The sequence below is a fragment of the Lysinibacillus sp. K60 genome (genome assembly GCF_019731275.1).
GTDB lineage: Bacteria > Bacillota > Bacilli > Bacillales_A > Planococcaceae > Lysinibacillus > Lysinibacillus capsici.
Genome location: NZ_JAASJR010000001.1, coordinates 534,708 through 549,685, shown reverse-complemented (window position 1 = coordinate 549,685; position 14,978 = coordinate 534,708). Strand labels below are relative to the sequence as shown.

At 35.3% G+C, this 14,978-nt stretch carries 16 protein-coding genes; 5 read left to right on the top strand and 11 right to left on the bottom strand.

Annotation, left to right across the window (positions count from 1 at the left end; all coding sequences use genetic code 11):
- Window positions 1-97 precede the first annotated feature (97 nt).
- The 3 genes from HCH28_RS02700 to HCH28_RS02690 form a co-directional block, all read right to left on the bottom strand.
- Entirely contained in the window at window positions 98-1,000 is a 903-nt protein-coding gene (locus tag HCH28_RS02700) for a chemotaxis protein (RefSeq protein ID WP_004224606.1), read from the bottom strand.
- Between the two features lie 65 nt (window positions 1,001-1,065).
- Window positions 1,066-2,388, bottom strand: a complete 1,323-nt coding sequence (locus HCH28_RS02695) for an MFS transporter (RefSeq protein ID WP_221679574.1) — start codon at window positions 2,386-2,388, stop codon at window positions 1,066-1,068.
- A gap of 204 nt (window positions 2,389-2,592) precedes the next feature.
- Window positions 2,593-2,913, bottom strand: coding sequence for a winged helix-turn-helix transcriptional regulator (locus HCH28_RS02690; RefSeq protein ID WP_221679573.1), 321 nt, complete (start codon window positions 2,911-2,913; stop codon window positions 2,593-2,595).
- 156 nt (window positions 2,914-3,069) lie between these two features.
- On the opposite strand from HCH28_RS02690, the gene HCH28_RS02685 reads away from it, so the two are divergent.
- A complete protein-coding gene (locus tag HCH28_RS02685) occupies window positions 3,070-3,462 on the top strand; it encodes a DoxX family protein (RefSeq protein WP_221679571.1) in 393 nt (130 codons plus the stop codon).
- A 67-nt stretch (window positions 3,463-3,529) separates the two neighbouring features.
- Here HCH28_RS02685 and HCH28_RS02680 read toward each other — a convergent pair whose 3' ends face one another.
- From HCH28_RS02680 to HCH28_RS02670, 3 genes are all read right to left on the bottom strand, one after another.
- The gene (locus tag HCH28_RS02680; RefSeq protein WP_221679569.1) at window positions 3,530-4,396 is read right to left on the bottom strand and encodes an NAD(P)-dependent oxidoreductase; all 867 of its coding nucleotides are present in this window, start codon (window positions 4,394-4,396) and stop codon (window positions 3,530-3,532) included.
- 304 nt (window positions 4,397-4,700) lie between these two features.
- Window positions 4,701-4,877, bottom strand: a complete 177-nt coding sequence (locus tag HCH28_RS02675; RefSeq protein WP_004224595.1) for an aspartyl-phosphate phosphatase Spo0E family protein — start codon at window positions 4,875-4,877, stop codon at window positions 4,701-4,703.
- Between the two features lie 92 nt (window positions 4,878-4,969).
- Window positions 4,970-5,158 (bottom strand): hypothetical protein, encoded by a 189-nt coding sequence (locus HCH28_RS02670; protein ID WP_221679567.1) that lies wholly within the window; start codon window positions 5,156-5,158, stop codon window positions 4,970-4,972.
- Between the two features lie 123 nt (window positions 5,159-5,281).
- On the opposite strand from HCH28_RS02670, the gene HCH28_RS02665 reads away from it, so the two are divergent.
- The 3 genes from HCH28_RS02665 to HCH28_RS02655 all read left to right on the top strand — a co-directional run bounded on the left by HCH28_RS02665 (window position 5,282) and on the right by HCH28_RS02655 (window position 6,921).
- Window positions 5,282-5,470, top strand: a complete 189-nt coding sequence (locus HCH28_RS02665; RefSeq protein ID WP_004224583.1) for a YkvS family protein — start codon at window positions 5,282-5,284, stop codon at window positions 5,468-5,470.
- A gap of 79 nt (window positions 5,471-5,549) precedes the next feature.
- Window positions 5,550-6,167, top strand: a complete 618-nt coding sequence (locus tag HCH28_RS02660) for a CPBP family intramembrane glutamic endopeptidase (protein ID WP_221679565.1) — start codon at window positions 5,550-5,552, stop codon at window positions 6,165-6,167.
- A 61-nt stretch (window positions 6,168-6,228) separates the two neighbouring features.
- Window positions 6,229-6,921: a hypothetical protein gene (locus HCH28_RS02655; protein ID WP_048391996.1), complete on the top strand. Its 693-nt coding sequence runs from the start codon at window positions 6,229-6,231 to the stop codon at window positions 6,919-6,921.
- Between the two features lie 84 nt (window positions 6,922-7,005).
- On the opposite strand, the gene HCH28_RS02650 is transcribed toward HCH28_RS02655, so the two are convergent.
- Together HCH28_RS02650 and HCH28_RS02645 are read right to left on the bottom strand one after the other, a co-directional pair.
- The gene (locus HCH28_RS02650; RefSeq protein ID WP_004224579.1) at window positions 7,006-7,452 is read right to left on the bottom strand and encodes a MarR family winged helix-turn-helix transcriptional regulator; all 447 of its coding nucleotides are present in this window, start codon (window positions 7,450-7,452) and stop codon (window positions 7,006-7,008) included.
- A gap of 122 nt (window positions 7,453-7,574) precedes the next feature.
- Window positions 7,575-8,942 carry an ATP-binding protein gene (locus tag HCH28_RS02645; RefSeq protein ID WP_255600428.1) on the bottom strand — a complete coding sequence of 456 codons (1,368 nt, stop codon included), beginning with the start codon at window positions 8,940-8,942 and terminating at the stop codon, window positions 7,575-7,577.
- Between the two features lie 311 nt (window positions 8,943-9,253).
- Between HCH28_RS02645 and HCH28_RS02640 the strand changes: the two genes are divergently transcribed.
- Entirely contained in the window at window positions 9,254-10,993 is a 1,740-nt protein-coding gene (locus HCH28_RS02640; protein ID WP_221679562.1) for a B12-binding domain-containing radical SAM protein, read from the top strand.
- Window positions 10,994-11,334: 341 nt separating this feature from the next.
- Here the strand turns inward: HCH28_RS02640 and HCH28_RS02635 are convergent, their stop codons facing one another.
- From HCH28_RS02635 to HCH28_RS02625, 3 genes are all read right to left on the bottom strand, one after another.
- Window positions 11,335-12,690, bottom strand: coding sequence for a TrkH family potassium uptake protein (locus HCH28_RS02635; protein ID WP_054549806.1), 1,356 nt, complete (start codon window positions 12,688-12,690; stop codon window positions 11,335-11,337).
- Between the two features lie 111 nt (window positions 12,691-12,801).
- A complete protein-coding gene (locus tag HCH28_RS02630) occupies window positions 12,802-13,554 on the bottom strand; it encodes a TerC family protein (RefSeq protein WP_221679560.1) in 753 nt (250 codons plus the stop codon).
- Between the two features lie 324 nt (window positions 13,555-13,878).
- The gene (locus HCH28_RS02625) at window positions 13,879-14,964 is read right to left on the bottom strand and encodes an SDR family oxidoreductase (protein ID WP_221679558.1); all 1,086 of its coding nucleotides are present in this window, start codon (window positions 14,962-14,964) and stop codon (window positions 13,879-13,881) included.
- Window positions 14,965-14,978: the final 14 nt, after the last annotated feature.

Here is a 14,978-nt window from a genome sequence, read left to right as displayed (position 1 = left end):
GACCCTCTTAATTAAGGCATCCGACTTTACTTTCATTTATTTATACTTGCAGGATACCCATTATTAAAATTGAGAAGTATCATGTAAGCCATGGTGATTACAGAATAAGTTGGTCAACACGTAAAATGAGCTCTGCAATCTCTGGCTTACTTATTTGATCCTCAGCCCCTACTTGATCACCTTTATGACGAAGGTCGTCTGTAATTAGACTTGAAAAAATGATAACAGGAAGCTTTTGAAGATCGGGATGCTCTTTGATTTTTCGTGTCAAATGATGGCCATCCATTTGTGGCATTTCAATATCCGTTACCACCAATTGAATATGCTCCGCTATGTCACTGCCACTCTTCGCAATTCCCTCTAAGTATTCATAAGCATCGCGGCCATTTTCAAAGAATTCAACATTGTCATAACCAGCTTCATTCATTGTATCGAACAGTAATTTACGTAATAACGGTGAATCTTCTGCAATTAAAATTCTCTTTCCAGATCGCTCACGTTTACCGAGTTTTTTCACAGATTCCACACTAATTCCTGACGCAGGATTGATATCCACCATAATTCTTTCGAAATCTAGTAATAGAATCATTTGCTCATTCTGTTTAATCACACCGATTACTTGTGATGTACCTCCCTGATACATATCTGAAGGCTTTTCGATTTGATTCCAAGAAATTCGATGAATTTGTGTTACATTATCTACATGGAAAACGACACGTTGTTTATTAAATTCTGCTACAATATATTTTTGTTGTGGATTACGCTCAGCACCTTGAATCCCTAATACTCGTAGCATATCTACAACAGGTAATACCTCACCACGTAATTGAATGATTCCTTCTACATGCGGGTGCGCGTGTGGGATAAACGTTACTGGGATCGGTTGAATAATTTCTTTTACTTTAATAACATTGATGCCGAATTTATTGTTTGCTACTTCAAATTCAACAATCTCTAGCTCATTTGTTCCACTTTCTAATAAAATTCCTTTATGTTCCAATGCAACCCCGCTCCTTTCTCTACATCTGTTTATAATTCAATTGTATCATAGGCAATACATTTCTCCTACTTGCTATTTCCATTTTTATCATTAACTTTTAGATGTACCAATAGACCAACGACCGTCATAACGATCAACGTTGATAATGCTACACGACTAGCAATAGTACCATAATCCTTCATCCACAATGTAACAGTTCCATATATGGCTGGACCAATAATGGAGGATACTTTACCTGAAAAAGCAAACAACCCAAAAAATTGTCCACGTTTTTCGTTCGGTGATAATTCAATAATATATGTCCGAGATGTCACCCACATTGAGCCAAGTGATATACCAAATAGACTACCAGCAAGCCAGAACATCCATTGTGCTGAAGCAAAAACAGCGAATATTAAAGCAACAATCATAATAAGTGCAACAATTGTAATGGCACGTTTAGCTCCTATTGATTTCGTAATATACCCAAACGCAAGTGACCCAATGATTGTTGAGACAGTAGAGACCAAATAAAGAACGATAAATTGTCCAGAACTAAAGCCAACAATTGTTGTCGCATAAACAGCCATCATAGCAATCGTTGTAGCAATGGCATCATTTAGAAAGAAATAAGCAACCATAAAGGTAAAGATTGCTTTATATTGCTTCATATCTTTAAATGTTTGAATGATTTCTTTATAACCATCTAAAAACTTTAAGGACTTTCGTTGTGACTTTGGGATCGGCGTATCTTTATTAATTAAGAATAATGGCAATGAAAAGAGTAGATACAGAATGGCTGTTGGAATAAACGCTCGATGAAAATCGCTGTTACCAACATACAAGTAAACAAGTAATCCAAAAAGTGTACCAAGATATCCGATTGCAACACCATACCCTGAAATGAGCGGCATCTCTTCTTTTGTTCCTAGATCACCCATCATAGAATCGTAAAATACTAAACTTGAATTAAAGAAAAATTTCGCTATGACAAAACTTGCAACTACCAAAAATAAACTAAGAGGCACACCAGAGTAATTGACAGTGGTTTGTACATTCGCAAATATTCCCATCATAAACGTAAACAGAATAGATATGGATGCAAACCATACAATAAATCTCTTTTTATAACCTGTGTTATCAATCCACACACCGAAAAGGGGTGAAAAGATAACGAGCAACAAGCTTGCAATGGCATTTGCATAAGATATAAAGGTGCTCGCAACTTGTTGCATGACTTCATTTGTTCCTAAAACCTCATCCATGTAAAAGGGAAAAAATATTGTATTTATATTTGAAGAAAAAATTGTATTCGCAAAATCATAAAATGCCCATGAAAGTATCGGTAATGATAAATAAATGGCTAATTGACTTCGATGTTGTACGTCTATAGCTGTACTCTTCTCCATAATACCCTCCTCTCCATTCTCTATAATAAACAATTAATTTCTCTCTGAAATAAAAAACACCTTTTTTTAAAGAAAATTAATATTATTTACAATATAACAGTAAATTCACTGAAAAATAACTGCCAAATGGTCGATAATTGAACGCTTATTTTCTGTGTGAATCCCAAAAAAGGTATTCAAGCCCCTCGCTTGAATACCTTTTTATCATTCTATATCTATGGTTACCCATTCAGAGGACCAATGCTCGATCGCTTTTAGCACAGGTGCAATAGCATAACCCTTTTCCGTCAATTCATACTCAATGACAACTGGCGTTGAGGGAATTACTGTACGTAGCACTATTTGCTCAGTCTCTAACTCCTTTAAACGTTCTGTTAATACACGGCTACTAATATTCAGCTGATTTTTAATGGTCGAATACCTTTGCGGACCATCTAGTAGCTGATAAATAAGTAGCGTATTCCAGCGATGATTTAATATCATGAGTGCTTTTTCAAATCGTGGACAAATATTTTTTTGATCCAAATGACTTCCCCCCTTTGTAGATTAGTTCCTATTTAACAGTATATCACTTTTTTAAAAAACCTGTTCTAAAAATACATTAAGTTACTTGACAAAAGTTGTTTTTAAAAATAAACTAAGTTACGAATTGTAAGCAAAAAGAAAAGGAGTTACTTTATTATGCAAAATATTGGTTCAACAATTTTACGTATCGTTCTAGGCGTTATTTTTGCAGTGCATGGTTTTCAAAAATTTCAAGGCGGTATTAGCTATACAGCTGACTTCTTTGATAGTCTAGGTATACCAGGATTTATGGCGTATATTGTGGCAATTATTGAGTTAGTTGGTGGAATTGCCATTATTTTAGGTTTAGCAACAAGAATATTTGGTGCTTTATTAACGATTACAATGATTGTGGCGATCTTTACAGCAAAGCTTAGCATCGGCTTTATCGGGGCAGATGGATTGGCTGGTTATGAATTAGATTTAGCATTAGGTGCAATAGCTCTTTACTTTGCTCTCGCAGGCGCATCCAGCTTCTCACTGGATTCTCAACTTTTCGGGAAAGAGTAAAACAAAAAAACCTGAAGGTCTCCCATTAAGGAGCCTTCAGGTTTCCTATTCATAATCGCATCGCAAATTATTTATAATACTTCAAGAGTGCTTGTGTACCATTATCACCATAGCCTGCTGCGATTAATTTCTCATACATTTCATAGGCTAATGCAAGTCCTGGTAATGTGATGTCCATTTTGTTTGACTCATCTAAAGCTATTTTCATATCCTTTACAAAATGTTTAATATAAAAGCCTGGTGCAAAATCTTCTTTTATCATACGTGGGGCTAAATTGCTTAAAGACCATGAACCTGCTGCGCCTGAAGAGATCGATTGTAATACGGTAGGTAAATCTAATCCTGCCTTTAGTCCATAAGCTAATGATTCACACACGCCAATCATACCAGAGGCAATGACAATCTGATTGCACATTTTTGCATGCTGTCCAGCTCCTGCTTCACCTTGATAAATTATATTACCTCCAAACTGCTTCATAATTGGCAATACCTTGTCGTATGTGATTTGATCACCACCAATCATGATCGACAAAGTGCCATTTTGTGCACCAATATCCCCTCCTGAAACAGGGGCGTCTAAAGCCTCTACTCCGATGGATTGAGCATGCATATAAATTTTCTTTGCTAAAGATGGCTCTGATGTCGTCATATCAATAACAATGTTGCCTTGTTCTGCTGTTTGGAAGAGGCCATTTTCCCCAAAATATACTTCCTCTACATCTGAAGGATAACCAACCATTGTAAAAGCAATTTCATGGTTTCTAAATGCCTCAGCAGGCGAGCTTGCCCATGATGCCCCTAAAGCAACAAGAGGTTCTGCTTTTTCTTGCGTGCGAGTATAGACAGTAACTTCATGACCATTTTTTAATAAATGCTTAATAATACTAGCACCCATTACTCCAGTTCCAATAAATGCAATACGTTTCTTTGTCATATGTACAATGCTCCTTTGTTCTAGAATGTCTGCACTCTCCATGAGAGTTCAACTCTATATCTTTTCAGTTTAGGTGAATGAATGGGATAATTCAAACTCTTCCCACAACTTGTACTAAAATTTATAGGTAGGGCATATATACCGAATAAGCAAAAAAAAAGAGAGCAAGTGATTGGGGGATCACTGCTCTAAAGGGGGAAATGAGAATGTTGCTGTGTTCATAGTAAGTTATTCCCCATTGAAATGCATTTTAAACATATATGTTAAAATGTTTTTTTACTCTGAATACTGGAACAATCTTTTGTTAGTCTTCTTGGTCTTTTTCTTCTTCAAATGCCATCTGTCTATAATAAGTATTCATTAACTGATCTAATCTGCGACTCAGTTGAATGGTTTTTGCATTTTGTAACCCGTTTTCTACACCTGAGCGAATCATCATCTCACGAGTTTGTTCCATTTGTTTCAAGAGTAGATTGACCATTCATACAACCCTCCACACACAAATAATCATACCATTATTATACATTTATATTTCATTTCTTACAGCATTAACTTACGACAATGTTCGACAAATTAACTTCTTGGTGTTTCAGTATAAGTATAGATAATTCGCCCATTTTGCTTGGCCTCACCTCTAAAATGTTTAAATAATGGGTGTTTTACAAGTATTTCTCTAAATTCGTAAAATTCTTCCTTTTTTATTTCAATACTTTCTCTTTCCCCATTTTGTAATTGTTTAAGCATATTTTCGTATTTTTCCATGAACTTTATTCCTCTCTTTTCCTCATTTGTGTAATAAATTATGAATTATTTAAAAAAAGCTTTACGTTTACCAATTTTTCATGCAAACTGTATATTATTAGTCGATGAAGGAGCTGACTGTCTGTGAAAATAGCTGAAGTTGGAAATATTATCGAGTTTAAAAATGGTCTCCAAGGTATTGTAGAAAAGGTAAATGAAAATTCGGTGATCGTTAATTTAACATATATGGAGAATTTTGATTCCCTTGAAATTGAAGAAAAAACGGTCGTCAATCATAAACGATATAAAATCTTATATACTAATGAAGCTTAATAGTCTGAATAGTCCCTATTTGTCTTAATAGATGATAAGGGACTATTTTTTTGATAAGATTAAGGTATGGAGGTCGAATATGCTAACAAATTCGAAACAAACAATACTATTTCTCCTTTCTTTATTATTCGTTTATGGCATGCTTGCTTTTACCTTTGCTAACCAAGCTGTATTTTGGTACATGTATGCATTCACTCTACTAGTATGTATTGCCATTGCCATCTTAGCTGGCTCCATTGAAGATCAATTACCTACATGGCAATTTTTACTCTTTGGTATTGGATACGGTACCATCACATATGGTATTATTCGCTTTGGTTACTGGCTCGCTCCATATATTAATAATAATCTAGTACAATCCGTTCAAAAATTTTTAGCAAGCTACGGACCACAAAATATCTGGCACTATGTTTTACTCGTATTTATCGTCGCTATAGGTGAAGAATTATTTTGGCGTGGTTATATCCAACAACAGTTAAAACGTTTTATGCGCCCACCGCTGGCTGTCTTAGTTACCGCAGTATTATGTGCTGTATCAATTGCCCTTAGCGGATTTATGCTTGGTGTCATTGCTGCATTGGTAACAAGCATTATTTGGGGCTTCTTATATGAATGGCGTAAAAGTATGCCACTTGTTATTGTAGCTCATGTCGTTTTTGTACTATTATTATTTTTAGTGTTACCTTTAACATCATAACATTAATATTTGGAAACATTTTATCTTTACTAACGTTTAATTTAGAAAAGGAGGGTTTTTTATGCAAAAAAAATTAGTTTCTATTCTTGCATTATTACTAACAGCCGTATTAGTTGTAGGTTGTAATACATCTGATAAAACAGGGGATTCAGATGCTCAGCAAAATGAGCCATCAAATACTGCTGCCGATCAAAAACCATCTGGAGATGATACAGCAGGTGAATCAAATGAGGAAGAAGAAGATACACCTGCATCAAATGATACAAATACAGAGGATGCTTCTAAACAGCCTCAACAAGATGTAAAATACGTCCAAAATGGTGTAGATAAAACAGAAAAGGCAACTGAATCTGCAAGTGTTGATCAAAGCTATAAACTACAACAACTTCCTGGGTTTACACTGACACAAGAAGAGCCTGGTAAAGACATGTTAGTGTCAAATGATGATGACGAAGTGTTTATGCGTATTGAAACAATTGAAGCTTCACAATCGAGCTTTGAAGAAGTAAAAACAACTATGCAAGATTATATGAACGCAGTGGGTGAAACAGTCGCTCTAACTGCTGAGGAATTAGCAGCATTCAAAGATGTTCAAAATATCGAGGGTTATGTTGTGGACTTCGACACTGAGAAAGTAATTGGGGTTGTCCTTGAGAAAGATGGTCTCATTACAAAATTAACTATTCATGATAATGATGAACAAGATTTAACAGATGCTATGCTTAATATGGCAGCAACTATATCTAAAAAATAATAAAATGCTAAGGACGATAGACATAGTCTATCGTCCTTCTATTTGATAACAAAAAAGTTGTCTCAAATCAATGAGACAACTTTTTTAATAAGATAGGTCCTTTATAGAAAGACCAATTTTCTTCAATAACGTAATAGCTTGTTCTTTTTCTTCTGGGGATAGTACACTCATTAATTCATGCAAATGCTGTTCGTGTTTTGGGAACAGCTCTCCCATAAAAGCTTCACCTTCAGGGGTGATTTCTGCATACGTAACACGACGATCAGCAGGACAAGATACTCGTAATAAGTAACCTCTCTTCTCCAGCTTATCAATGACATACGTAATAGACCCACTGGCTAACAAAATTTTATTGCCAATTTGCTGTAATGGCTGTCTTCCTTTATGATAGAGAAGTTCTAGAACAGCAAATTCAGTTGGGTTTAAACCATTATCCTGAAATAATTGATGTGTTGTTTCATTAATTGCTTTTAGTGCACGTGATAATACAATATATAATTTTAAAGATTGTTTTAGATCTTCTGACGGCATATTCTTTTCCTCTCACTTCGCTCTTTATACATGACATTATAGCGACATTAGAAAAGCATTGTCAAAAGCAATATATGATTTAGAAGTTTTTGTTGTTTATTATGCAACCATTTTTACTTTCTTTATGTTACTAAATAAGCAGAATCTTTTGTAGATACTTCCATTGTATCCATCTGATTAAACGTGTAAATTGGAAACTGCAGATGGAAGCATGTCCCCTTCTGTAGTTCACTACTAACGCCAATTACTCCTTCATGTTCTTCAATCACCTTTTTCACGAAAGCAAGGCCCAGTCCTGTCCCTGTTGATTTTGTCGTGTAAAAAGGCTGGAATAGGTTTTGAAGTGTCGTGCTGTCCATGCCAACACCTTCATCTTTTATCATAAGTTCGACAATCGCACAGTCATTTGTTGCCATTTCGACGGTAATCGTACCACCATTGTTCATGGATTCCATTGCATTTTTAATTAAATTCATCAGCACTTGCTTTAGTCGATTCTCGTTGCCGCCAATATAGACTTGATTAGAGGTTGAAATATACTGAATCATAATATTTTTCATGAGTGCATCTGGTAGCATAAACTCAATGACTTGCTTTACAATATGATCCAGTTCTAATAATTCCACTTTCATCGTTGTTGGCTTAGACAACACTAATAATTCGGATAAAATTTGTTCCATCCGTTGAAGCTCACTGTCAATAACAGAGAGATACATGCGTGATTCATCATCAGCATTTAATTTTAGTAATTCTGTAAAACCCTTTAAAGAAGTTAATGGGTTACGAATTTCATGAGCAATGCTCGCTGCCATCTGTCCCACAACGTTTAATGCCTGCTGATGCTCAACTTTATGCTGAAGTTGCTTTTTCTCTGTTTCATCATTAATAACAGTGACAATAATATTATTGTATTCATCAAAAATACTTGAAATTTCATAATAGCAAGTTCTGCTAACTTGTGTTTCATCGACTACATGAATGCTTGCATGTTTTTCACCCATTAACTTAGAAAGGTAGGTTGTAATTTGCCCTTTTTTCAATGTAAATGAATCAAATATATGCTGATGCGCTTTATGAAGAAGTTGTGAGTTTTCAACTTTCAGAAACATTTCGGCATATTTATTTAGCCCAAGAATAATACCACTAGCGTCACTAACAATAACAGCATAAGGTAAGTAATCGTAGGCATTAAATGATTGCGCTCTCTCATGTGCTTGGCTAACATATAACTTATGGGCAACATCATCATTTAATGTTGAAATTTGCGCAACAATTTCCTCTGTGTTGGGATCGTAAAAACATTTGAAAGATAACATTTCGTAGTCATTTCCAACTGTGCGAATATTGAAAATTTCCTCTGAACGTAAATCATTTTGTAACTGTTTGACGAACTTAGTCCATTTAAAATTAGATGGCTCGTCCATAGCTAAATAGCCAATATAGGTTAAATTAAGATTGAAAAGATTGATAGCAGCCTCATTGACGTTCAAAATTTTCCCTGCTTTATTGAGTATAAGTGTTGGTGACGAAGTACTTTTCATAAGATTTCCAAAACATTGATTAATATCATTTTGCTTCAACTTTCTCACCGAACCTTTCAAAAGAGTAAAAAACCTCTAAAATCGAATTTTGAGCCTTTACTATACTTTATGACAGCACGATTCTATTATTACAAAATTTAGTAAATTTAAGTATTTTAAATTATTTCACGAACCGTTCACAAAATAAATAGGTAAAAAGAATTATATTGTATGTCAGATACTTGACTGATACAATAGGATGTTGAAAGGAAGATTATTGCATGAATACTATTTTAACTACTTTGAATGCAAAGTATATTCACACAAATTTAGCATTGCGCTATTTAAAAGGCGCAGCTTTACCGGAGTTTAATCCAATTATAGCAGAGTATACTATTAAAGACCCTGCTTTTAATATTGTATCAGATTTATTCCAAAAAAAACCTGATATCGTTGGATTTAGTTGCTATATCTGGAATATCGAAGAAACCATTCACGTTATCAAAATGTTAAAAACTGTCTGTCCAAATGTTAAAATTCTGCTCGGAGGACCTGAGGTTTCTTATGATTGTCACCATTGGTTACGTCGAATACCTGAGGTAGACTTCATTGTGATGGGCGAAGGAGAAACTTCATTTAAGCAATTACTGCGCTACTTCCACGGTGAAATATTGTTAGAAGATGTTCCTGGTATTTGTTATTTAGAGGACGAAAAAGTCAAGATTCACGCTATGCCACCTAAAATTGATTTGCGCGAATTACCAAGTCCTTTTCGTTTTGAGGAGGATCTACCCTATCTAGGTAAGCGAATTCAATATATTGAAACAAGCCGAGGTTGCCCATTTAGCTGCCAATTTTGTTTATCTTCTATTGAAGTTGGCGTCCGATACTTTAACCGTGAAAAAATAAAAGAGGATATTCGTTTCTTAATGGATAACGGAGCTCGAACAATTAAATTTGTGGATCGCACCTTCAACATCAGTCGTAGCTATGCAATGGAAATGTTCCAATTTTTAATTGATGAACACAAACCAGGTGTTGTATTCCAATTTGAAATCACGGCTGATATAATGCGCCCTGAAGTTATTCAATTCTTAAATGATAATGCACCAAAAGGTTTGTTCCGATTCGAAATAGGTGTTCAATCTACGAACGATTTAACAAATACTCTTGTAAAACGTCGTCAAAACTTTGAAAAACTAAAGCGAACAGTAACTATGGTGAAAGATGGCGGAAAAATAGATCAACATTTAGATTTAATTGCTGGTTTACCAGAGGAAGATTACGCTAGTTTTCGTCAAACCTTTAATGACGTTTTTGCAATGCGGCCAGAGGAATTACAGCTTGGATTTTTGAAACTTTTACGCGGCACAGGACTTCGATTAGAAGCCGAAAAGTTTGGCTATACCTATGTGGATCAATCTCCTTACGAAATCTTTTCAAATAATGTTCTAACATTTGATGATATCGTTCGCATTAAACATGCAGAGGATGTTCTTGAAAAGTATTGGAATGATCACCGCATGGATCATACGATTGAATACTTGGTTACAGAGGTCTTTGATACACCATTTGATTTCTTCCAAAACTTCGGAACATATTGGGAAACAAAAGGTTGGTCTCGTATTGGCCATCAGCTAGAGGATTTATTCCGTCGTTTATTAATGTTTTTAGAAACGGTTGATGATGTGAATTTAAACATTGTCCAGAGTTTAATGCAGCTTGATTACTTAATGGCTCAGCAGTTCCAACCACGGAAGCTGTGGTGGAATGAGCGTCCTACAGAAGAGCAACAAAAAGCCCTTTATCACGCTTTACGAGAAGATCCAGCTATCGCAGGTGAGGAATTTGCTAACTTTAAGTTAACTGAAAAAGAGTTGTTTAAGCATACCTTGATTATCCCTCATGCTCTTGACTACCAAGAGTTTGCAAATGGCAAAATTGTACAAAAAAATGGCTATCTGTTAACCTATTTCCGACATGGTCAAGCACCTTACTTTGCAACAATCTACTCTAACTAATAAGAAACGCTAGTCCTGTGATAACTATCAGGACTAGCTTTTTTTATTACTTAAACGATTCTTAAATCCTCATAGTAACAATAAATACTGCTAAATTTATTCTTTCTTCGCTACATTGTTCGGTTAGTTAAGTACTCATAGCCAGCCTTACTAATATAGGTCAAATTACTCAAACAAAGTTTGGTGGAACTTTGTAAAAAATACCCAAAAAATATTCTATCCAATCAGGAAATAAAAGTTTAAATTTTTTGAATATTTTATGACAAGATAATAATTTCTTACTTTTATATGAGGTATACGATGGAATTTTCCTTACTTAATGCCCCACATACTTTAAAAATTTAACCAATAATTACTCGTTCCTTCGGATAGTGGAAGCCTGATTTCTTTCCTCTTCCGCCACCCCCAAGAGTATAAAGGAATGAGATTAATCCAACTCGACCAATAAACATTAAAATAATGATAATGATTTTACCAACCACTGATAAATCAGAGGTTATGCCTAACGACATACCACATGTTCCGAACGCTGAGGTAATTTCAAAAATAATTTGAATAAGAGATGCATGTGGCTCTGTTATAAGCAAGATAAGGGTTGCAACTAATACCATGAAAAAGGCTAATAATATTACAACAAATGATCGGAAGACATCAATCAAATGAATTTCTCGTCCAAATACTTGAATATCCTCTCTTCCTCTAGCAAAGGTAATTAAGAATAAAATGGCCAAGGCAAAAGTTGTGGTACGAATACCTCCACCAACTGAGCTCGGGGAAGAGCCAATGAACATTAGGAAGCTCATGAAAATATCTGTAGCTTCACTAAAAGTCGTGACATCGTAAGTAGTCAGTCCAGCTGATCTCGTTGATACAGAATGGAACATTGCTGAAAATAATGCCTCATGCCAAGACATTTCCTTAAAAGAATGAAATGATTCAAGGAGTAAAATGACAAGCGCACCAACTATAAATAAAATGGCGTATGTTGAAGTAGTAATTTTAGTAAATAAACTAAAACGGAAATTCTCGCGTCGATTAAGCAAAAAAGTCTTCAATTCAATTAATACTGGAAATCCGATAGCACCTAATACAATCAGTACCATGGTAACCATCTGTACAAAATAATCATCATGGAATGGGAGTAAGCTCATTCCCGTTATATCGAATCCTCCATTTGTCGTAGCAGAAATAGAGGCAAAAATTCCATGTAAAAAGGCTTCTTCTAAGGTATCAAAATAATTGGTAAAATGTAGCGTTAAAATAATGGTACCCGTTAATTCAATGCCAAATAAAATTTTTAAAATTTCGCGGATTAACTTAACTACACCAGAGACACTGTACTGGTTATGATCAATCATGATTAACTGACGCTCACGCATGCCTATTTTTTTCCCAACAAGCAGCCACACAAAGGTACCAAGTGACATAATACCAATGGCACCTAACTGTAAAATAACAAGAATCATTACAAGCCCAAAGGTAGTATAGGTTTCCGAAATATTAATTGTTGTTAGCCCAGTAACACTTACTGCACTTACTGCTGTAAACAAGCTATCTAAAAAAGAGACTTTTACACCTTCTTGATGAACGCCTGGAAGCCGTAATAACAGGAAGGAAATCGCTATCGCTATAAAATAATAAGAAACAAGTACCTGAAATGGTGTGACTAGTTTATTTGATGATTTTTTCCAAGGCACTTTAACAACTCCTCCCACATATGATGTCCAACTAGATAGATTATAGTATAGAAAAAATATATAAAAAAAGAAAGAGGAATAGTGATAACTATTCCTCCAACGTTCATATACTTATTTTTTCTTTCTTACACCGACTAAATAGCCGACAAAAGCAATACCAACTAGGACAATCCAGAATGTTAACTCCCATGCCGTGGAATGTGGAAATTCTTTAGGCAATATCCCCACCTTCTCATGTGCCAATGTTAAGACAACTAGCTTCACACCTACCCAGCCAACGATTAGAAATGCCGCTGTTTCAAGTGAAGGGTAATCATTTAATATTTTTACAAACCATTGGGCAGCAAACCGCATCATAATGACACCAATAAATCCGCCAAGGAGCATTACAATGAACTGACCGCCATTGATACCACCAATATCAAATTCACCTAAGTGTGGCAAAGTTACAGCAATTGCAACGGCTGCTAGCATCGAATCAATAGCAAATGCTATATCGGCCGCCTCTACCTTTAGTACTGTTAACCAGAAACCAGAACCTTTTTTTCCAGCATTTTCAGTTGCTTCTTCTTCATCTGTATGTTTCCGTAAATCATATATATTTTTCGCAGACATAAACAATAGATAAGCTGCACCGACCGCTTGGATTTGCCAATAATTTACTAAAACTGTAATAACGAATAATGCGGAAAATCGGAATATCAATGCTCCAAATAGTCCATAAAATAACGCCTTTTTTTGCTGCTCTTGTGGTAAATGCTTCACCATAACAGCCATTACTACCGCGTTATCAGCTGCAAGTAATCCTTCTAATACAACAAGGACAATTAACACCCAGCCATATTGTAATAAAATCGCTTCCATTCTAGTGCCTCCTCTAAGCTCTCTATACCCTCAATGACCCTGTCATCCAAGTATAAAAGAAAAAAACCCCTGCCCTAATTCAGGCAAAGGTCTCGCTAAGTAAATTCGTACCCTTTCTATTTATGGTACTTCAATCTACACGTTATACGTATAGAGCCATTCACTATCACACCCGATGGTTGTACCATGTATTGACGAATGTGAAACCAGGTAAAGTTAATTGCCTGTTAGCTACTCCCCTTTGACAAATTGTCGAAGGTATCTTCTTTCAAATATTATAGCACTATCATTTACAGCTGACAAAAATATCTATATGTTTTTTCGTTACTTAATCTGAATTTGATAGCTCTTCTCTTCCTTATGTGCTAAATAAAACTCAATCATTTTTGGCATCGTCTGTATAAAATCAGGGCATGTAATACCCCCTTTTTGTAAGATATGATGTGCTTCAGTCGTATCAAATGAGGCATTCCATGTTAAATAATCTAATGTTTCTTGTTCAACACCTAATTTTTTTCGAATAAATGGAATTTGCAATGATAGCTTAGCCAATATAAATGGTAAACGTCCTTTTGGATAAGAATTTGTAACTAGTTTCACCATTGTACGGTATACCTCCTGTACAGGGTGAGGATTAGGATCAGTTAAATGAAGTGTCTTCCCTTCTGCACTCTGTTCATTAACCAGAAAAGTAGAAGCATTTATAATATAATCAACTGGCACTACATTAATCGTCGATGTAGTTTGACCAATATACGGAATAAAAGGTAAACCCTTTAAACGTTCAACTAAGTTTAAAAAGAAATAAGGACCATCAAATTTAATGGTTTCACCAGTTTGGGAATGACCTCGAACAATTCCAGGTCTAATTATTGTCAACGGTATTTCCGATTTTAAATCTTCTACTCGGTGCTCAGCCTCATATTTTGTTTCCTCATAGTGGTTTTTAAATGCCCTTGGTCGAATTAATTCATTTTCACGCAGTACGCCCTCACGTGTACCAGCCACATAGGCAGTGCTGAAATACATATAGCGCTGTAAATTAGGTAAGGTGCGAACAAAATCATTAACCATAGTTGTACCATGAACATTTACCTTCCAAGCAATGTCACGTGGTACAGCTAAATCATAGATAGCAGCTAAATGCCAAAGCATTTCAATTTGCGGTACGATTTCTTTGGTGGTTTGATTTTCTAATCCAAGGTTTGGTAGTGTAATATCGCCTTCCACAATTCGAATCGAACAGTCAGGAAAATCCTCTAATATTTTGTTTTTTTCTTTATGTGCCTTTATGGTTTCACCTGCCAATACGATTGCAATGACTTGTTGTGCTTGTTTCTTTTGAAATAATGCTCGAATTAGTTGACTTGAAATGAAACCAGGAAAACCTGTAAAAAAATGAACCTTCATCTCCCATTCCCCCT